General features: G+C 66.7%; 14 protein-coding genes and 1 tRNA gene. 8 read left to right on the top strand and 7 right to left on the bottom strand.

Translation table 11 applies throughout. The annotated features are described in order from the left end of the window. Window positions 1–245: 245 nt before the first annotated feature. The 5 genes from B0E47_RS04245 to B0E47_RS04230 form a co-directional block, all read right to left on the bottom strand. Entirely contained in the window at window positions 246–950 is a 705-nt protein-coding gene (locus B0E47_RS04245) for a class I SAM-dependent methyltransferase (RefSeq protein WP_217318894.1), read from the bottom strand. 64 nt (window positions 951–1,014) lie between these two features. Beyond that, complete coding sequence (locus B0E47_RS04240; protein ID WP_254422801.1) at window positions 1,015–2,211, bottom strand: YncE family protein; 1,197 nt, start codon at window positions 2,209–2,211, stop codon at window positions 1,015–1,017. Between the two features lie 35 nt (window positions 2,212–2,246). After that, window positions 2,247–3,080: a creatininase family protein gene (locus tag B0E47_RS04235; protein WP_254422800.1), complete on the bottom strand. Its 834-nt coding sequence runs from the start codon at window positions 3,078–3,080 to the stop codon at window positions 2,247–2,249. 71 nt (window positions 3,081–3,151) lie between these two features. Next, window positions 3,152–3,304, bottom strand: a complete 153-nt coding sequence (locus tag B0E47_RS16970; RefSeq protein ID WP_168170999.1) for a hypothetical protein — start codon at window positions 3,302–3,304, stop codon at window positions 3,152–3,154. Window positions 3,305–3,400: 96 nt separating this feature from the next. After that, the gene (locus B0E47_RS04230; protein WP_077512761.1) at window positions 3,401–5,392 is read right to left on the bottom strand and encodes a bifunctional 2',3'-cyclic-nucleotide 2'-phosphodiesterase/3'-nucleotidase; all 1,992 of its coding nucleotides are present in this window, start codon (window positions 5,390–5,392) and stop codon (window positions 3,401–3,403) included. 183 nt (window positions 5,393–5,575) lie between these two features. Between B0E47_RS04230 and B0E47_RS04225 the strand changes: the two genes are divergently transcribed. The 5 genes from B0E47_RS04225 to B0E47_RS04205 all read left to right on the top strand — a co-directional run bounded on the left by B0E47_RS04225 (window position 5,576) and on the right by B0E47_RS04205 (window position 10,995). Next, entirely contained in the window at window positions 5,576–7,288 is a 1,713-nt protein-coding gene (locus tag B0E47_RS04225; RefSeq protein WP_077512760.1) for an LTA synthase family protein, read from the top strand. A gap of 210 nt (window positions 7,289–7,498) precedes the next feature. Beyond that, window positions 7,499–7,756 carry a hypothetical protein gene (locus B0E47_RS04220; protein ID WP_254422799.1) on the top strand — a complete coding sequence of 86 codons (258 nt, stop codon included), beginning with the start codon at window positions 7,499–7,501 and terminating at the stop codon, window positions 7,754–7,756. A 99-nt stretch (window positions 7,757–7,855) separates the two neighbouring features. Next, window positions 7,856–8,878 (top strand): glycerophosphodiester phosphodiesterase, encoded by a 1,023-nt coding sequence (locus B0E47_RS04215; RefSeq protein ID WP_077512758.1) that lies wholly within the window; start codon window positions 7,856–7,858, stop codon window positions 8,876–8,878. A 105-nt stretch (window positions 8,879–8,983) separates the two neighbouring features. Then, window positions 8,984–9,730 carry a lysoplasmalogenase gene (locus B0E47_RS04210; RefSeq protein WP_254422798.1) on the top strand — a complete coding sequence of 249 codons (747 nt, stop codon included), beginning with the start codon at window positions 8,984–8,986 and terminating at the stop codon, window positions 9,728–9,730. Beyond that, window positions 9,727–10,995: a sterol desaturase family protein gene (locus B0E47_RS04205; RefSeq protein ID WP_077512756.1), complete on the top strand. Its 1,269-nt coding sequence runs from the start codon at window positions 9,727–9,729 to the stop codon at window positions 10,993–10,995. Before B0E47_RS04210 ends, B0E47_RS04205 begins: the two co-directional genes overlap by 4 nt. A gap of 33 nt (window positions 10,996–11,028) precedes the next feature. Here B0E47_RS04205 and B0E47_RS04200 read toward each other — a convergent pair whose 3' ends face one another. Beyond that, window positions 11,029–13,527 carry a TonB-dependent receptor gene (locus B0E47_RS04200; protein ID WP_077512755.1) on the bottom strand — a complete coding sequence of 833 codons (2,499 nt, stop codon included), beginning with the start codon at window positions 13,525–13,527 and terminating at the stop codon, window positions 11,029–11,031. 309 nt (window positions 13,528–13,836) lie between these two features. Between B0E47_RS04200 and B0E47_RS04195 the strand changes: the two genes are divergently transcribed. Continuing rightward, the gene (locus B0E47_RS04195) at window positions 13,837–15,348 is read left to right on the top strand and encodes an amino acid permease (RefSeq protein ID WP_077512754.1); all 1,512 of its coding nucleotides are present in this window, start codon (window positions 13,837–13,839) and stop codon (window positions 15,346–15,348) included. A gap of 6 nt (window positions 15,349–15,354) precedes the next feature. Here B0E47_RS04195 and B0E47_RS04190 read toward each other — a convergent pair whose 3' ends face one another. After that, entirely contained in the window at window positions 15,355–16,440 is a 1,086-nt protein-coding gene (locus B0E47_RS04190; protein WP_077512753.1) for a GGDEF domain-containing protein, read from the bottom strand. 285 nt (window positions 16,441–16,725) lie between these two features. Here B0E47_RS04190 and B0E47_RS04185 point away from each other — a divergent pair, with 285 nt between their 5' ends. Continuing rightward, window positions 16,726–18,627, top strand: coding sequence for a M61 family metallopeptidase (locus B0E47_RS04185; RefSeq protein ID WP_077512752.1), 1,902 nt, complete (start codon window positions 16,726–16,728; stop codon window positions 18,625–18,627). Between the two features lie 309 nt (window positions 18,628–18,936). Continuing rightward, window positions 18,937–19,013 (top strand) — tRNA-Arg (locus B0E47_RS04180). Window positions 19,014–19,110: the final 97 nt, after the last annotated feature.

Below are 19,110 nucleotides of genomic sequence, written 5' to 3'. Positions count from 1 at the left end.
CATCGAGGGCGGGGCCGTTGCGTAGTGAAGAACCTATTCGCGCACGGACACCCACCCCGACCGAGTCGTGGTGGTGGTCGTAATCGTGGTGGCGATGGAGCAGGCATTGACGCCGACCGGCAACCGCACGTGCCCGGGGGAAACCGGGGCAGGATGCATGCGTGCTGGCGTGGAAAGCGGCGACATGGCATCGACCTTAGAGCGGATGCTGCAATGCGGTCAACAGGTTCATTTGCAACTTCTGGCTATATGCGCGACGGCAGTGACCCATCCGCCGGCTGCGCGATGAAGATCACCGACGCCGGTTTTCGGGTCTGCGGATGCAGCGGCTCGCGCAGCTCCCGCAGTCGCAGCCCGCTGTCGGCGAGCAGTCGTAGCCAGCTTTCCAGGGTGCGGAAATACCACGGTGCCGGATCGCTGAAGCCGGCGCCGAAACCCGTCCACGAACCCTCGCGCCAGCCGTCCTGACAGGGATGGTTGCCGCAGGCGACGAGCGGGTGCAGGGTCTGGATCAGCAGGCGGCCGCCCGGCTTGAGCAGCGAACGGACGGCGCCGAGCAGGCCGTCCACGGATTCGTTGCCAAGCAGCGAAAAATTGCAGACGACCGCATCGACCATGACATCGAGCCTGCCCGCGGCGATGTCCTCGTACGACATCGCGCGGAAATCGCCATCGCCGGCTTGCCGTGCCTGGTCGATCAACGCGGGAATGGCGTCGATCCCGGTCACATGGATTCGATGCGCAGACAGTGCACGGGCCAGCCAGCCTTCGCCGCAACCGATGTCGAGCACCGAATCTGGCGAAGCGGTGAGCGTGGCATCGAGAATCGCCCGATCGGTGACCAGCCGGCGGCTCTCGATCTGCCGCTCGCGCACGGCGATCGTCCATGGCGTGGCGTTCCTGCTCCATGCGTCGACGATCTTCGCCTCGCTGAGCGGATCGATGCTCATGTCATCCCGCGTGGATCGATGCGCGTGCGGGGCGCGCCCGGAAAAGCCGAGGGCGCGCTGCCGCTCAGCGCATGATCCCGGTATGCCCCAGTGAATAGCGCCCCGGCTGCGGCCACACGGTCAGGCCGTGCGGCTCCATGCCGACCTTGATCGTCCTGACCTTGCCGGTGTGGGTGTCGATCGCATAGACCACGTCGTCGAAGCGTCCCGACAGCCACAGCACACTGCCATCGGCGTTGACGTTGCCCATGTCGGGGCTGCCGCCGCCGGGAATCGGCCAGTTCGCCACCACCTTGCGCGTGGCGTAGTCGATCACCGAGACGCTGCCCTTGCCCCGGCGCGCGCCGTGAATCCGGTGCGATCCGCGATTGGTGACGTACAGCCGGGTGCCGTCGCGGCTCGGATACAGGCCGTGGGTGCCGGGGCCGGTGTGGATGAAGCCGATCTTCGTGAAGCTGTCGCCGTCGATCAGGAACACGCCGTCGGCCATCATGTCGGCCACGTAGAACACCTTGCCGTCGGGCGAGACGCGCACGTCCTGCGGCATGCCGGTGCGCTTGTCCAGTTGCAGGTAGCCGAGCACCTTGCGGTTCACCATGTCGATCTTGGCCAGCCTGCCGCCGAACTCGCAGGTGAAGATCGCGTAGCGCCCGTCGATCGAGAAGTCGGCGTGGTTGATGCCCTTGCAACCCGGCACCTCGAGTCGGCTCTTCAGCGCCATCGTGTGCGCATCACGGAAATCCAGCCGCGCGAACGCCTCCGCCACCACGATCGCTTCCTTGCCATCCGGGGTGAAGTACATGTTGTAGGGATCGTCCACGGCGACCGCCTCGCCCGGTTTGCCGGTCATCGGATCGATCGGGGTGAGGCTGCCGTCGTTGCGGCCTTCGGCGTTGTTGGTCACCCACAGCGTCTTGAGATCCCATGAGGGCACGATGTGCTGCGGGCTGCGCCCGACCTTGAACTTGTACAGCACCTTGAACGTGGCGGGATCGATCACGTAGACGTCGTCCGAACGGATATTCGGCACGTACACCCGCTGCAGCGCGCCCTTCACCGCCGGGCTGAAGGCGTCGGCGCCGGACTCGCTGTACAGGTTGGCCGGGTTCAGCACCGGCGGCATGCCGGGCACGGTGGTCACGGCGGTGGCGGCATGCGCTGCGGTGCCGAGCAAGGCACTGAAAGCGAGCGCGGCGGCGCAGGCGGCGCCATGCCAGAAGCGGGGTAGATGCGTGTTGATGGCGAATGTCCTGGTCAGCAAGGTCGGGTGGAAGTCGGCGCGAGTGCGGCGGCGTGTCAGTGTTCCCGGATGTCCTTCCGGATTGCCTGGATGGTCTGCCTGACGATCAGGTCGACCCCCAGCTGGCCTAGCGCCGCGGTCGCGCGGCGCGGGTCGCCGCCATAGACGCCGTCGGCGGCATCGGGTTTGCCGGCGCCATGCAGTCTATCCACTCGCACCATCTGCGGCGCGACTGCCAGCTGAAGGGACGTATCGGCGAGGCCCGCGTGGGTGCCGATCTCGTCATCGCGGAAACCCTGCCGGCGCAGGATCTTGTCGTAACCGGAGGAGCTGGCCGCGTAGTATTCCGGCGGCGCGAACACGCGCGTGGCCGAGCCGGCCCAGCGCTTGTTCAGATGCGCGACCACGCGCTGCAGATCCTTCTGGTAGCCGCCGTGGTCGCCCAGCAGCACGATATGGCGGAAGCCGTGCACCGCGAAACTGTTCGCCGCCGCTTCCAGCACCTGCTCGAACGCGGCATCCGGCACCGTGATCGTGCCCGGAAAGCGCATGTGGCCGCTCGGCGGCGCGTAGCTGCCTTCGGGCACATAGGCAATGACCGGGGCCACCAGCGCATTGCCCAGCCCTTCCGCGATCTTCTGCGACAGCCACGCCGCCCGCGCATTGTGCTTGCCCAGCGCGACATAGGGGCCGCTCTGCTCGGTGCCGCCGATCGGAATGATGATGGTGGTGCTGCCGGACTGGATGCGGTCGCGCAGTTCGGTCCAGGTGAGGTCCTGCAGCAGCACCGTGCGCGGCGGCTGCGCGCAGGCGAGCGGCGCCAGCAGGAGCAGGAGGGTGAAGGCGAGGAGTTGTCGACACGAACGGCGTGTCAGGGAGGGCTTGGGCACGGCGACTTGACTGCTGGTGGACGGTAGGGGGAACAGTGAGACAGGGGCGCGTCTTTGCGCAAGGGCGTGCCTCACTCCCCGTCGGTCGCCGGCACGAAGTCCTTGAGCGACTCGAGCTCCTGTTCCAGCTTGCGCAGCTTCTCGTCGATCTGCGCGCGTTGTTCGCGCAGCCGCTCGATGGTGTGGGCAAGCTCGGTGCGGCGGATGTCGAGGATGGTGGCCATGGGATTTCGTTCTCTTCTTGCAGCGTCGCGCCTTGGTGCGCTTGCCGCGTATTGTGCACCTGGCGGCTTGGGCAAGGCACTGGCCCCCGGCCAGCCTCAATGCGACAGGTCAATCCGGTAAACCGCCGTCCCGTCGCCGTTGTCCTTCACCCATTGGATGTTTGTCAGCCCGGCCGCCCTGGCCACGTCGAGCTTGTCCGCCCGCCCCGTGAACACCACCGTGCCCCGCGTCTTCAAGGGCGCAAACGTCCATGACGTGGGCTCCAGGTCGCTCGCGCCGATCTGCCGCTTGTGCTCGATCCACTTCGCCAGGATCTCGCGCGTGCCATCGGGTGCGGCCAGCACGATGTTGGCGCCGTCGAGGCCGGGGAAGTTGCCGCCGCCGCTGGCGCGGTAGTTGTTGGTGGCGATGATGAACGGCTCGGTCGGCGTGACCGGCCTGCCCTTGTAGGTGAGCGAGGTGATGCGCTGGCCGACCGGCTTCGATACATCGATGATGTAGTGGATGCCGCCCTGGATCTGGTCGAAGTTGTAGCCGGTGAAATGACTGTTGATCAGCGCCTGCTCGCCGGCTTGGTCGGGGTCGATGCGGTTGAAGCGTTCGGCCGATTTTTCCAGCCACGCCCTGAGGCCGGCGCCGTCGGTCTTCACCGCGGCCAGCGTGTTGGGATAGAAATACAGGTCGGCGGCGCTGCGCAGGGTGAGCGGGCCGGCGGCGACGTCGGTGTAGTCGTCGGGGCCGCCGAAGCCGCTGCGGAAGGCGGCTGCCGCGGAAAGCACCGGTACGCCGGCGAGCTCGGGATGGGTGCGGGGCAGTTCGCGGCGCACGTAGTCGATCTGCGCGGCATTGACCGGTGCCAGCGCGCTCATGTTGCCTTCGTCGGCGAAGTAGCTGCTCATGGGCACGCTGCTGCTGCCGATCGGCGTGTTGACATGGGCGATCGCCGCCTGGTGCACGGATTCGACCAGCGGCGCGATCGCCGGGTCGGCCGGCACGCACTGGTTTTTCTCCGGACAGATCGGGCGCACTTCGCTGTGGGTGTTGTCGAGGTCGACGACCCAGCGGCCGTCCTTGCGGTTGAGCACCAGCGCGATCACGCCAAGGTCCTTGCCGAAGAAGCCGCCCATCACCGCCGGCACGTTGCGGACGAAACCAAGTCGTGCGTCGACGTCCTTCATGCCGGCGTAGCGCGGGCCGGGAAACTGCGTGTGCGAGTGACCGAGCAGAAGCACGTCGATGCCCGGTACCCCGGCGAGATACCAGCCCCCGTTCTCCATGGCGTTGGTATAGGGATGGGTGTCGAGGCCGCCGTGCAGGATCGCCACGATCAGGTCGGGATGCTGCGCCTGCAGTTCGGGCAGGTATTTCTGCGCGGCCTCCACCACGCCGCTGACGGTGACCTTGCCGGCCAGGTTGTGCTGGTCCCACTGCATGATCGGGGGCGGCGCGAAGCCGATGATGCCGACGCGCAGCGGCACCCTGATCGCGCTGCCATCCGGCGTATAGGCCTGGATGTTCTTGCTGACGATCGTCCACGGCTTGAAGATCGGCTTGCCGTCGCGCGCGCTGAACACGTTCGCCAGCACCAGTGGATAGTGCGGGCCGGCGCAGCGGTTGTCGTGGCCGCCGTCCACGTTCATCGGCGTGCCGGTGACCTGCGACAGAAAGCCCAGGCCGTAGTTGAACTCGTGGTTGCCGAGCGTGCCGCCGTCGTAGCCGACCGCATCCATCGCCCGGTAGACCGCCAGCTCCTGGTCGCAGGCGACCGGTTTCACCAGCGCCTGGTAGTCGGCCAGCACGCTGCCCTGGATGGTGTCGCCGGCATCGAACAGGAAGTTGTCGGGAAACTCCTTGCGGGCGCGCTGGATCAGCGTGGCGGTGCGTTCGAAACCCACCGTGGGGTCGGGCTTCAGCTTGTAGTAGTCGTAGCTGAGCACGTTGGAATGAATGTCCGTGGTTTCCAGGATCGCCACTTTCGCGCGTGCGCCGTCCGGCACCTTGCCGGATTTCCAGGGCAGCCCGGAGCAACCGGCGAGCAGGAGGGCGCCGATGGCCAGTAGCGGGAGGATTCTTGAAGTCGGGAGCATGGGCGTTCCGTGGGCCTGCACAATCGAGCGATCAAAATTAGCAGATCGAGGCCGGGGGTTGCCGCCCAACCCGGATTCCCAACGCCGGTGTAACGGTTCGGCGGGAAAACTGCCGGCGACCGCCACATGATCGTAAGATGACGCATCGGTGACATCCGGTCCTGCAGGGGGACTTTCCAGCTCATGCGTCCAATTCCATGGCGCCGCGCGCGCGGCCCTGCAACATGCGCGACAGCACTGGCGATCTTCACCGTCTGCCTGGCGCTCACCGCATGGCAGGAACCGTTGCCGCTGCAGCGCGGTTTCATCGCGGCCCTGATGTTGTGCACGGTCGGCGCCCTGCTGTTCCTGTTCGCGCGCCTCGCCACCGCGTTGCTGGTCGGTGGCGGCCTGTTCCTCGCGCTGAAGTTCATCGCGGTCATGAAGCTGCGCTATCTCGAAGAGCAGCTGATGCCATCGGACTTCATCTATTACGTGCGCAGCAGCCTGCTCGATACATTGCGTCACTATCCGCATCTGTATCTGCTGGGCATCGGCCTGCTGCTGGCGTTGCCGCCGCTGCTGTACCTGACCTGGCGCTGGGACTGGCGCCTGCTGGCCGGGATGCGCCCGCGCGTGGCGCTGATCGTGCGCAGTGCCGGGTTGGCGTTCGGCGTGCTGGCGTTCTGGTGGTGCATGCTGCCGAACGGCCCGTTTGCCGTGGTGCATGCGCGCAATACCTGGGAGAAGCTGTCCGACGACGCGCACCTGACCAATTTCTTCGTCAGCTTCCGCGACGCCGCGGTGCGGCTGCCGCCGATGAGCAGCGATGCGGTGGCCGAACAGGCCTGGGGCGCGACCGCGCAGAGCGGACCGGGCAGCCGCCCGGCACCTTATCCGGACATCGTGCAGGTGCTGGAGGAGAGCACCTTCGATCCGTCTATCTATGCCAACTGCAGCGTGCCCGCCTGCCGGTTGGGCATGTTCGCTTCCGACGCACGCACGCGCGGCACCGGCGTGCTGCGCACGCATACCTTCGGCGGCGGCACCTGGGTCAGCGAGTTCGCCGTGCTGACCGGCATGCCGCAGGACATCTTCGGGCCTGGCGGCATGTATGCGCCGTACGTGCTGGCGCCGCGCGTGCGCGATGCGCTGCCGCAGATGCTGCGCCGGCTCGGCTACCTCACCATCGCGATCTACCCGACCGTCGGCAGTTTCATCAACGGACGCAACGCCTATCGGGCCTATGGCTTCGACCACATGTACGACGTCAGCGAACTGGGCCTGGACGAGTGGGAGGAGACCGACAAGCAGATGTTCGACGCGGCGAAGCGCGTTTACGACAGGGTGAAGAAGCCGGGCCAGCCGGTGTTCGTGATGATCCTGACCCTGAACCAGCACGGTCCGCACGACGACGATCCGATGTCCAGTCTCCCCGCGCCGTTCCGCAACCTGCTGCACGGGCTGAAACCGGACGTGGCGCTGAACTTCGATACCTACCTGTCGCGCCTGCACGATTCGGACCTGGCCATACGCGGGCTGGAGCGCGACTTCCTCGATCGCGCGCAGCCGACCGTGCTGATGCACTTCGGCGACCACCAGCCGTCCTTCGACGGCATGATCCGCGACCTGCCGCGCAGCCTGCCGCCCGCGCTGCAGCTGTATCGCGACTACCTCACCTATTACATGATCAAGAGCAACTTCGACGGGCCACCACTGCCGCACTACCCGATGCTCGACATCGCGTTTCTGCCCAGCATGGTGCTGCAGGCCGCCGGCCTGCCGCAGGACCCGTACTTCGCGGCCCTGAGCCAGCTGCGTGAACGCTGCGACGGGCTGTACGACGATTGCGCCGTACCGGGCCTGCTCGACTCCTATTACGGCTGGATCTTCGGGCGGCTGCACGAATATCAGTGAGCGTGCGACTTCGTTTCGCCCTGTTCCGCGCGATTGACCCTGCACGTCAGCAACGGACCTGGTGGTGTCGCGGTGCGATGCCGGCCGTGCGCGCGGCGGAGAGGCCCTGATCGGCCGGTATGGCCCGTGCTGGCGGCGTTCCGGCCGTTCTCGGCCCAAAGCCGGCCGGAGTGCGTCGGCGCTGGCAGGTGTCTTGCTTGATCGTGTCGCATGAGCCAACGCGTCCCGGACAAGTCCATGCTTTCCAGCAACCGATCGAACGACCAGCGTTTCAGCGCCGCCGACGAAGCGCGGGATCTGGAGCAGCAGATGGCTGCACTCGATCTGTCGGCGGCCGACAAGCATTTTCTGCGCGCCTTGCACCAGACCGAGAAGCAACTCAACGAGGCCTTCGACGCGGCGCAACGCCCGGGTGACCTGCAGCAGCAGGTGAGCCGGCTCTACAAGCAGCTGTATCGCCCGGACTGACCTGCTCCGCACAGCGCGGCATGCGGATAGCGCCTATGCTGGGCAATCCTTTCCGTCGCCGGGATATCGTCCGTGCCGGTCGCCCGTCACCATCGTGAAATGCCGCTCGCCGCCAGGGTGCTGGTGATCGGTCACCGCGGCGCGCCGGCATGGCGGCCGGAACACACGCTGGCGTCCTACGCCAGGGCCATCGTCGACGGTGCGGACTTCATCGAGCCGGATCTGGTGATGACGAAGGATGGCGTGTTGGTGGCGCGCCACGAGAACGAGATTGGCGGTACCACCGACGTGGCAAGCCATCCCGGGTTTGCCGGGCGCAGGACCACGAAGACGATCGACGGTCACGCCGTGACCGGCTGGTTCAGCGAGGATTTCACGCTCGCCGAGCTGAGGACCCTGCGCGCCCGCGAGCGCCTGCCGCAGTTGCGCGGCACCACGTACGACGGCGAATTCCAGATCGTGACGCTGGAGGAAATCATCGATTTCGTCGCCACCGAGTCGACCCTGGCGGGGCGTCCGCTCGGCATCATTCCGGAGATCAAGCACGGCAGTCATTTCCAGCGTATCGGCCTGGCGATGGAGGACCGGCTGCTGGCGATACTGGCCGCGCACGCGTACACGCGCACGGCGCCGGTGGAGATCCAGTCGTTCGAGATCGCGAACCTGAAGTATCTGCGCGGAAAGCTGGGTCCCGGTCACCCGAACATCCGCCTGCTGCAGTTGCTGGACGCGCCCGCCGCGCAGCCGTACGACGTGGTCGCCGCGGGTGGCGGGCTCGACTACGCGCGGATGGTGACGCCGGACGGACTGCGCGACATCGCCCGCTACGCCGACGCGATCGGCCCGGACATCGAGGCGATCATGCCGTGGCGCGCCGACGGCAGCCTGGGCCGGCCGACCCGCCTGGTGCATGACGCGCACGCGGCGGGACTGGAAGTGCATCCCTACACGTTCCGGCCGGAGAACCAGTTCCTGGCGAAAGACTTCTGGCGGGGCGACGATCCATGCGCGTTCAACCAGGCTGGCCTGATTGCACAGATCGAGGCCTATCTCGATGCCGGCATCGATGCGTTCTTCACCGACGATCCGGCGAGCGGGCGCAAGGCGGTCGACGCGCGCTGAGTCGTGCCGGCCGGTCGCCGGGCCGTGAACACACGCAGGCGTACGGAGCGTGCGAAAGATCGCTATGATCGAGCCATCGTCGCCGCCCGCCAACCCATGGTCGCCATGCCTGCTTCTGTCGCTCCCTCATCGCGCACGCGCGGGATCGCGCTGGCCGTGTCCTGCGCGGCCGCCGCCGCCATCCTCGGTGGTGCGCTGGGCGCTGGCGGAGGGGAGGCGGCATGGCAGTGGCTGCACTGGATCGCCAAGCCGCTGGCCACGCTGCTGATCCTCGCCGCGGCAGCGTCCGCCTGGGCGCCGGTGTCGCGGCGCTACCGCGCATGGATCGTCGCGGGCATGGTTTTTTCGCTGGCCGGCGACGTGCTGCTGATGTTGCCGGCAGACCTGTTCGTGGCGGGGCTGGTGGCTTTCCTGGGCGGGCACTTCTGTTTCATCGGCGCGTTCCTGGGCGACAGTCGACTGGCAGTGCGTCCGTTGGCGTGGTTGGCCTGCCTGCTGCTCGGTGGGGCAAACCTGGCGCTGCTTTGGCCGTCCATTCCCGCGGCGCTGCACCCGGCCGTGGCGGTGTACGGCCTGGTGCTGTCCTGCATGGGCGCGCAGGCGCTGGGCCGCGCCTGGCGGCACGCCGGCGACGCGCTGGCGCGGCCGGCGCGGCGTGCGGCGATCGGTGGCCTGCTGTTCATGCTCAGCGACAGCCTGCTGGCCTGGAACCGTTTCCACGCGGCCATTCCGCTGGCCGCGCTGTGGGTGCTCGGCAGTTACTATGCCGCCTTGTGGTTCATCGCCCGCTCGGTAGGGCGGGACGAGGCTTCCATCGAGGCGGGTGCGATGCAGACAGGTGGCCGGACGTGAATACCTCGGAACTGATCATCACCTGGGCGACGCCGTTCTTCTTCGCGCTGATCGCGATCGAGTTCATCGTGGCGCGGCTGCGCGGCCGGCGTGCCTATCGCAGCAACGACAGCATCAACAGCATCGGCCTGGGCGTGATGTCGCAGATCGCCGGCGTGTTCATGAAGCTGCTCACGCTGGGCATCTACGCGTGGTGCGTGCAGCACGTCGCGCTGTTCACGCTGCCGGCGACCAGCCTGTGGGTGTGGGTCAGCGGTCTGCTGCTGTACGACTTCCTGTACTACTGGCTGCACCGATTGGGGCACGAGGTGAACATCCTGTGGGCGGCGCACGTGGTGCACCACCAGAGCGAGGAATACAACCTCTCCACCGCGCTGCGCCAGACCAGCACCGGCGGCCTGCTCGGCTGGGTGTTCTACCTGCCGATGGCGGTGCTCGGTTATCCGCTGGAAGTGTTCGTGGTGATCGCGCTGATCGACCTGCTGTACCAGTTCTGGGTGCACACCGAGCAGATCGGCAAGCTGGGCTGGTTCGACCGCGTGTTCTGCTCGCCGTCCAACCACCGCGCGCACCACGCCACCAACGACCGCTATATCGACCACAACTACGGTGGCATCCTGATCCTGTGGGATCGTTTGTTCGGTACCTTCGTCGAAGAGGATGACGTCGACCGCCCGGTCTACGGCACCCGCTCGCCGCTGCGCAGCTGGAACCCGCTGTGGGCGAACGCCGAGGTGTACTGGGCGGCGGCGGTGGACGCCTGGCACGCAAAGCGCTGGCGCGACAAGCTGCAGCTGTGGTTCCGGCCGCCGGGCTGGCGCCCGGCCGACGTGGCCACGCGTTTCCCCAAGCCGGCCTACGACATCAGCCGGGCGATCTTCAACCCGCCGATGCCGCCGGCGCTGGCGGGCTACTGCCTGCTGCAGTTTGCCCTGCTGCTGGGCATGGCCACGCATTTCCTGGGGCTGACCGCGCACGCCAGCCTTGGCACCCTGCTCGGCTATGCGCTGTACATGGTGGTCAGCCTGTGCGTGCTCGGTGCACTGATGGAAAGCCGGCGCACAGCGTTCTGGCTGGAAGGTGCGCGCACCCTGCTGACCGCCGCGCTTCCTCTGCTGCTGGGGCGCTGGTTCGGCGTCGCCCATCTGGACGGCTACGCCGCAGTGGCGATCGCCGTGCTGTTCGGCGCGAGCACGCTGGCGCTGCCGTGGATGGCAGGCCTGCGCCCGCGCGAAGCACTGCACCACGACGCGGTCACCGGCTGAGCTTGCCGCGTCCGCTGCGAGGCATGCCGTTCTTCAGAACTTGTAGCGCGCTTCCACGCCCCACATCCGGGGCGCCGTGACATACGCGTACGGCGTGCCCAGCACGGATTGCGAGATGGTGCCCAGTCCGCTGACGTAGCGTTGGTCGAACAGGTTGTTGACGTAGGCGCCCAAGCCCCAGTGTCCGTCGCCTGCGTTCCAGTCGATGCGCAAATCGGTGCGCTGTTGCGCCGCGCCGAGATCGAAATTGGTCGGCAGCGCGCACTTGCCCTGGTACACCGAGGCATCGTTGCAGCGCATGCGACCGCGATAGCCGTAACTGGCATGGAACACCAGGTCGCCCCGGGCGACGCCGTGCCAGGTGTACGCGCCGCTCACGCTGTAGGAGAACTTCGGCTCGTCCACCGGCTCGCCGGACACGTCGAGGTAGAGCGCATTGCCGGCACTGTCGAGCCCGGCCGGAATACTGGCGGTCGAATACTTGGAGTCGATGTAGCTGCCATTGAAGCCGAACTGCAGGTCGTCGAGCGGCTGCCATTGCACCTGCAGGTCCAGGCCGGTGGCATCCTGGCTGGTGTTGCTGACCTGGTAGGTCGGTACGCCCAGTCCGCTGGTCGAGGGCACCACCACCAGGGTCTGCTTGTTGGTGTAGCGGTAGTGATAGACCGACGCGTCCAGCAGCAGGTGCTGCTCGGGGAAGGTGCTCTTCACGCCGACCTCGGCATTCCACACTTTTTCCGGTGCGAACTGCGAGCCCGGCTCGGTGCCGTTGTAGCCGCCGGCCTTGTAGCCCTTGGCGAGCGAGGCGTAACCCATCAGGTTCGGGGTGAAGTGGTAGTCGGCGACCAGGCGCGGGCTCATGTCGCTCCAGCGGTTGTCCTTGCTGACCAGCTGGCCCACCGCGTTGGGGAAGATCTGGTTCTGGGTGAGGATGGCGAGCAAGGCCTGCTCGCTGAGCTTGCCGCCGGTGAGTGCAGGCGCCAGGGCGAGGATGCCGGCGGCCTGCAGCTGGGCGATGGTGGCGTCCAGTTGCGGCGCGTAGCGCACCGGCGTGTACCAGTCGAAGTATTTGCGATCGTGCGTGTAGCGCAGGCCGGTGGTGATGTTGAACTTGTCGGTGACGTGCCAGATCGCGTCGCCGTACACGGCATACGAATTGAAGCGGCCGTTGTTGTTGATCGTCTCGGTCCACGAATCACCGAGCAGGCGGTAGGGCAGGTTGAAGGCCTGCAGCAGCGAATCGAAATAGTGGAACAGGGTGCCGTCCGGGGTGAAGTTGGCGCCGAGTCCGCTGTTGATCGCCAGCGTGTCGTAGGTATCGGTGTTGACCGTGGCGAGGCTGGTCTGGCTGGCGTGCTCCATGTAGAAGCTGGCGCCGCTGACCCAGTCGACGCGCTCGTTGCTGCCGTTGAACTTGAATTCCTGGTACAGCGTGCGCCCGTCGCTGATCACGCCGGTATCGAGGTGGGTGGTGATGTGGTTGGTGCCGTCGCCGTCCTCGACGTGCGAGATGTTGTAGGCCGCGTAGTTGGTGGTCGAGGTGAAGCCGCCCCAATCGAAGCTATGGTCGAGGGTGAGCGTCCAGCCGTTGTACTGGCGGCGCTCGCGGCCGCCGTCGCTGTCGTTGAAGAACGGCGCGTGGATCGGGTTGTAGTAGGTGGCTGGATCGGCCGGGAACGGTGCGCGCTGGTACAGGTCGGTGGACGACAGCGGGATCAGGCCGACGTCCATGCGCGAGGGTTGCTTGAGGCGGTCGTGATCCCACGACAGGTGCACCGTGGTGGCGGGAGTGACCTGCCAGCGTGCCACGGCGCGCGCGCCCCACTCGTCGTCCTTGCCGTAGTGGCGGCCGGTCACGGCATCCTTGAGATAGCCGTCGCTCTGGTTGTCGAGCACGCTCAGGCGCACCGCCAGGTCCTGGTTCACCGGCACGTTGAGCAGGGCATCGCCGTAGCGTCGGCCGTATTCGCCATAGCGGACGCGCGCGTTGCCCTCGAACTTGTCGGTCGGTTCGTTGGTGACGATGGAGATCGCGCCGGCGGCCGTATTGCGGCCGAACAGCGTGCCCTGGGGCCCTTTCAGCACCTCGATCCGGGCCACGTCGTTGAGCGCCATCAGCGCGCCGCCGGAACGGGTCTGGTAGACGCCGTTGACGTAGACGCCGACCGCCGAATCGGTGCCGATGCCGAAGTCGTTGGTTTCGATGCCGCGCAGGCGATAGGTCGGCTGGGTCGGGTCGCTGCCGTCGACCACCAGCCCCGGCACGAACAGGTTGGTCTGGCTGAGGTCGGTGGCGGCGATCACGCCCAACTGCCTGGAGGTGACGATGTCCATCGCGATCGGCACATCCTGCACTTCCTGGCTGCGGCTTTGCGCGGTGACCGTGATCTTGCCCAGTTCGGTGGCGTGGACGCTGGAACTGGCCGGGGCCGGGGCGGCATCCTGCGCCGATGCAAGAGGTACGGCGCCGGGCGCGCAGGCGGCGAGCGCGCAGGCGATGCCGACGGCGAGTCGGTGGTGACGGATGCGCATGAGGCGGGTTCCCCTGGTCGGATGACGGTGGCATCCGCCGTGGGCGACTGCCAGATACGTGGCCGTATGTTCACCCGCCGGCCGGTGCCGTGTACAGGTGCGCTGCAGCACGGGCGGCAAGCGACGGCCGCGTGGCTGCCCGATTTGTCGTCGCCGGCTTGAATGGCCCTGGTTCCGGCCGCGCGGGCATTCCCGCCAGATTTTCCATATGGACGTCTGGACGTCCATAACGCGATAATTCAGAAGGTCGCGTATAGCCAAACGCGTCCGACTTGCTATGCTGGGCGCCGATTCCAAGGGGAGCTCCATATGGGTTTCTTCAGCAACCTGGTGCGGCACAAGTCGGTCGAGCAGTTGCAGGCGGAGGTGGGTTCACGGGGGGATTTCCGCCGCGTGCTGGGTTTGTGGCAGCTCACCGCGATCGGCATCGGTGGCATCATCGGCGTCGGCATCTTCGTGCTGGCCGGCCAGCAGGCGGCCACCAATGCGGGGCCGGCGGTCGCGCTCAGCTTCATCATCGCGGGACTGGGCAGCGCTTGTGCGGCGCTGTGCTATGCCGAGTTCGCCGGGCTGATCCCGGTCACCGGCAGCGCGTACACCTACGGCTATGCGGTACTCGGCGAGTTCGTCGCCTGGATCATCGGCTGGGATCTGCTGCTGGAATACGCGCTGGTGGTCGCGGTGGTGGCGATCGGCTGGTCCGGCTATGTGCAGGTGCTGTTGACCTCCGCCGGCGTGCATCTGCCGGAGTGGGCGCAGCAGAGCATGAGCGCGCAGACCATGCAGTACTACCTGCAGCAGGTGTTCGGCACGCACGGCGCAACCGCGATCGCCGCGCCGAGCGACGGCCACCGTTTCAACGTGATTGCCGCTGGCGTCTCGGTGGCGGTGGCGGTGCTGCTGACCGTGCGCACTGAATGGGGTGCACGCTTCAACACGGCCGTGGTGACGATCAAGGTGATCGGCGTGCTGCTGGTGGTGCTGGTGGGTGTGTTCTACATCAACACCGCGAACTGGCATCCGTTCATTCCCGCGCGCGTGGTCGATGCCACCACCGGGCTCGGCCACTTCGGCTGGCAGGGCGTGCTGACCGGTGCCAGCGTGGTGTTCTTCGCGGTGTTCGGCTACGACACGCTGACCACGGCGGCGGAAGAGGCCAAGCATCCACAGCGCGACCTGCCGCGCGCAGTGCTGCTGTCGCTGGCGATCGCGATGGTGCTGTACATCGCGGTGTCGCTGGTGCTCACCGGCATCGTGCCGTACAGCACGCTCGGCGGCGATGCGTCGGTGTCCGATGCGTTCGAATCGATCGGCCTGCACTGGCTCAGCATCGTCATCGCGATCGCCGCGGTGGTCGGCGTCACCAGCGTGCTGTTCGCCTTCATGCTGGGCGCAGCGCGGATCTGGTTTGCGCTGGCACGCGACGGCCTGCTGCCGGCATGGTTCGCCAAGGTCAGCCCGCGCTTCGGCACACCGGCGCGGCCGACCATCATTCTTGGCCTGTTCACCGCGCTGGTCGCCGGCCTGCTGCCGATCGGCGAGGTGGCCGAGCTGGTGAACATCGGCACGCTCAGCGCGTTCATCATCATCTGCGGCTCGATCATGCTGCTGCGTGCGCGCCGGCCGGACCTGCAGCGCAACTTCCGCACGCCGGCGGTGTGGTTCACCGCGCCGCTCGGCATCGTGTTTTCCGCCGTGCTGATCTACGGCCTGCCATGGATTACCTACGAGCGCTTCTTGATCTGGATGGCGATCGGCCTGGTGATCTACTTCGTCTACGGCATGCGGCACAGCAAGCTCGAGCTTGCCGGGAAATCCTGAGTCGGTTCAGCCCGCCGCGACGGCCGTGACCACCCGGTCGCGGCCGTCGCGCTTGGCCTGGCGCATCGCGTGGTCGGCGCGGGCCAGCAGGCCCTCGATACTGTCGAAGTAGTCCGGACGGCAGGTCGCCACGCCGATGCTGGCGCTCAGATGGCCGCCCGGATGGTGGCTCCCGCGCACGGCCAGGCGCAGTTGCTCGGCACGTGCCAGCGCCTGCTCGCGGTCGACGCCAGGCAGCAGCATGGCGAATTCCTCGCCGCCGATGCGGCCGATCAGGTCATCCTTTCGCCCCTGCCCGCGCAGGCGTCCGGCCAGCGTCACCAGGGCGGCGTCGCCCGCGGCGTGGCCATGCTCGTCGTTGATCCGTTTGAAATGATCGGCATCCAGAAACAGCATGGATACGGGCTGCTGCCGGCGACGGGCTTCCTGCAGCGCCTCGCGGCCCAGATCGAAGAAGCGGTTGCGTACCAGCAGGCCGGTGAGGCCGTCGGTTTCGGCACGCTCGCGCAGCAGGCGCTCCAGCTTGAATTGCTCCAGCATGGTGCGCGCCATGAAGGCGCGCAGGACGGTTGCCAGCGACAGCGAAACCGCCATGTACACCGCGTATTGCAGTACCTGCACGCCATCGTCCGTGTGCAGCAGCACGGGCAGCGGGCCGAGCGCGCACAAAGCCATCGCCACCAGAAAGTCCCAGCGCCCGAACCAGATCACCGACGATGCCACCGGCAGAAGCAGGCCGGGCAAGGGCCCGTGTCCGCTGCCGGCGTGGTAGTCGATGCCGGTGAGATTGATGCCGATCTCCAGCAACACCACGCACAACAGCGTGAGCATCCTCAGCGTGAGCGGCTCGCGGCATTCCCGGACGGCGATGATCACCAGCAGCAGCGGCGCCGCCGGAGCCAGCTGCCAGAACAACTGTGCAGGCCCCGCACCAAGCAGGCCGCGCACGACCACGCCCATCAGCCAGGAGCACAGCGCCACCACCATCAGCGCGTGGATCATCGGACCCATGCGCTGCGCCAGGTAGCCGGCGTAATCGCGGCGAAACGACGCGTCGTCGGGTAATTGCCAGTGGCTGGACGGGGCTTGCATACGGGCGCGGCACATAGGGTGGCTGGGATGTTGGCCAAGTGATGCACGATAGATGCCAAGAGGTCGCGCCTGATTGGTCGGCCGCTCGCGGCGCCCCCGGCATGACCTTCGGCAGGGGTTTCGTGCGGGCCCTCCCCACTAGCATCGGGAACCCCGCCGGGTATTTCGTGGTGCGGCAAGGTCCGCGCCAGCCCGCCCTTTCGGCCGTCGGCGGGGTCGCCGATGCCTGCGATACCAGCGTCATCGGCGCCGCGGCGCCCCTTCGTCTTTCCTCTGGAGTCCCTTTTGAAATTCACCCGTCTCGCCGCCGCCCTCGCCGCCAGCGCCTTCGCCCTGGCCAGTTTCAGCGCGATTGCCGATGTCCCGGCACCGCAGAATGTGCCGTACCAGGGCAGCTTGAAGATCACGGTGGACGCCACCGACCTGGCCCATCGCATCTTCCGCGTGCACGAGGTGATTCCGGCCAAGCCGGGCCCGCTGACCCTGCTGTATCCGCAGTGGATCCCGGGCAATCACTCGCCGACCGGCCCGATCGACAAGCTGGCCGGCCTGGTGATCACCGCCAACGGCAAGACGCTGGCGTGGCAGCGCGACCCGCTGAACGTCTACGCCTTCCACGTCGAGGTGCCGCAAGGGGCGACCCAGGTGGAAGCGCAATTCCAGTTCCTGTCGCCGCAGGACCGGCGCGAGGGGCGGGTGGTGATGACGCCCGAAATGCTCAACCTGCAGTGGAACGCCGTCACCCTGTACCCGGCCGGCCATTACGCCAACCAGATCAACACCGAAGCCAGCGTGAAGCTGCCTGCCGGCTGGCAGGCCGGCACCGCGCTGGAGGTGGCATCGAAGGATGGCGACACGATCCACTTCAGGCCGATCGACTACGAAAACCTGGTCGACTCGCCGATTTATGCCGGCAAGTACTTCAAGCGGCTGGACCTGGATCCGGGCGCCAAGGCGCCGGTGCACATGGACATCGTCGCCGATGCCCCGAAGTACCTGGAGGTGAAGCCCGAACAGCTGCAGCCGTTCCGCAATCTGGTGCAGCAGATGTACAAGCTGTACGGCGCGCACCACTACGACCACTACGACTTCCTGGTCTCGCTCAGCGACAAGATGAGCGGCAACGGCCTTGAGCACCATCGTTCCAGCGAGGACGGCACCTCGGCCGATTTCTTCACCGAATGGAAGAAAAACGCGCTGAGCCGCGACTTGTTCTCGCACGAGTTCAACCATTCCTGGGACGGCAAGTACCGCCGCGGCGCCGACCTGTACACGCCGAACTACAACGTGCCGATGAGTGACACCCTGCTGTGGGTGTACGAGGGTCAGACCCAGTTCTGGGGCTACGTGATGGCGCAGCGTTCGGGCCTGTGGGATACCGCCCAGAGTCACGACATGTGGGCCTATGTGGCCGCGACCTACGACCGCGGTCGCCCGGGCCTGGCCAGCTGGCGCAACGTGCAGGACACCACCAACGACCCGACCATCGCCCAGCGCGCACCGTTGCCGTACCGCAATTACCAGGGCAGCGAGGACTACTACTCCGCCGGCCAGCTGATCTGGCTGGACGTCGACGGCAAGTTGCGCGAACTCAGCCACGGCAAGCATTCCATCGACGATTTCGCCAGGGCGTTCTTCGGCGTCAATCCCGGCAAGTGGGATGTCGACACCTACACCTTCGAGGACGTGGTGAAGACCCTCGACGACATCGCCCCGTTCGACTGGGCCGGCTACCTGCGCACGCGCCTGGATGGCCATGGCCCGCTGACCGGCGGCATCGCTTCGCACGGCTGGAAGCTGGTCTACACCGACCAGCCGTCCGACGCGGTGAAGGCGGTCGAGGCGCGCCGCCACCATGCCGACCTCACCTATTCACTGGGCCTGTCGATCAGCAAGGATGGCAGCATCGGCGACGTGTTGTGGGACAGCCCCGCGTTCAAGGTCGGCATCTCGCCCGGCATGAGCGTGATCGCGGTGAACGGCCACGACTACGATGCCGACGAGCTCAAGGATGCGGTCACTGCCGCGGCGAAAGACCACAACCAGGCCATCGAACTGCTGGTGAAGAACTTCAACGAGTACAAGACCGTGCGCATCGACTACCACGGCGGCCTGAAGTACCCGCACCTGGTGCGCGACACCAGCAGGCCCGACACCCTGGCCGAGCTGCTGAAGCCGCGCCAATGAAATAAAGCGCTTTTCGCGTTCGCCCCTTCTCCCCACCGGGGAGAAGGTTGGGATGAGGGGCCGGTGCGCGCGCCTCAACAAAACGACGCGCCGCCTGCCGTCGCCTCCTCTCCCCTGCGGGGAGAGGGTTGAGGTGAGGGGCCAGTGCTCCCCGGGAGCCACTCGAAGAAAAGCATTGCTCCGCCCCGGCTTGCACGAAATCCCCCGGCGCCAAGGCAGCCGTGCATGTCAGCCCACCGCAGCGAACTCGGCTATACTTCCGCTCCCCGCGGTGCCAGCCATCGGCCAACCCGCGTGCGATCACACAATGCGCCTGTAGCTCAGCTGGATAGAGTACCGCCCTCCGAAGGCGGTGGTCGTGGGTTCGAATCCCGCCGGGCGCACCATTTCCCATCCCCCTGGTTCGTCATGTGCGTTTAACCATGACGTGGCCGCGCCACTCCGGCATTCTTTCGAGGGCAATGCCCATCTTCCTGCGGATGC

It is taken from the genome of Rhodanobacter sp. B05 (genome assembly GCF_002001085.1).
Classification (GTDB): Bacteria; Pseudomonadota; Gammaproteobacteria; order Xanthomonadales; family Rhodanobacteraceae; genus Rhodanobacter.
This window is presented reverse-complemented; position numbering and strand designations above follow the sequence as displayed.

Coding starts and splice junctions, on each gene's coding strand:
- B0E47_RS04245 (WP_217318894.1), bottom strand. CDS start 950: ATGAGCATCGATCCGCTCAGCGAGGCGAAGATCGTCGACGCATGGAGC.
- B0E47_RS16970 (WP_168170999.1), bottom strand. CDS start 3,304: ATGGCCACCATCCTCGACATCCGCCGCACCGAGCTTGCCCACACCATC.
- B0E47_RS04230 (WP_077512761.1), bottom strand. CDS start 5,392: ATGCTCCCGACTTCAAGAATCCTCCCGCTACTGGCCATCGGCGCCCTC.
- B0E47_RS04225 (WP_077512760.1), top strand. CDS start 5,576: ATGCGTCCAATTCCATGGCGCCGCGCGCGCGGCCCTGCAACATGCGCG.
- B0E47_RS04220 (WP_254422799.1), top strand. CDS start 7,499: ATGAGCCAACGCGTCCCGGACAAGTCCATGCTTTCCAGCAACCGATCG.
- B0E47_RS04215 (WP_077512758.1), top strand. CDS start 7,856: ATGCCGCTCGCCGCCAGGGTGCTGGTGATCGGTCACCGCGGCGCGCCG.
- B0E47_RS04210 (WP_254422798.1), top strand. CDS start 8,984: ATGCCTGCTTCTGTCGCTCCCTCATCGCGCACGCGCGGGATCGCGCTG.
- B0E47_RS04200 (WP_077512755.1), bottom strand. CDS start 13,527: ATGCGCATCCGTCACCACCGACTCGCCGTCGGCATCGCCTGCGCGCTC.
- B0E47_RS04195 (WP_077512754.1), top strand. CDS start 13,837: ATGGGTTTCTTCAGCAACCTGGTGCGGCACAAGTCGGTCGAGCAGTTG.
- B0E47_RS04190 (WP_077512753.1), bottom strand. CDS start 16,440: ATGCAAGCCCCGTCCAGCCACTGGCAATTACCCGACGACGCGTCGTTT.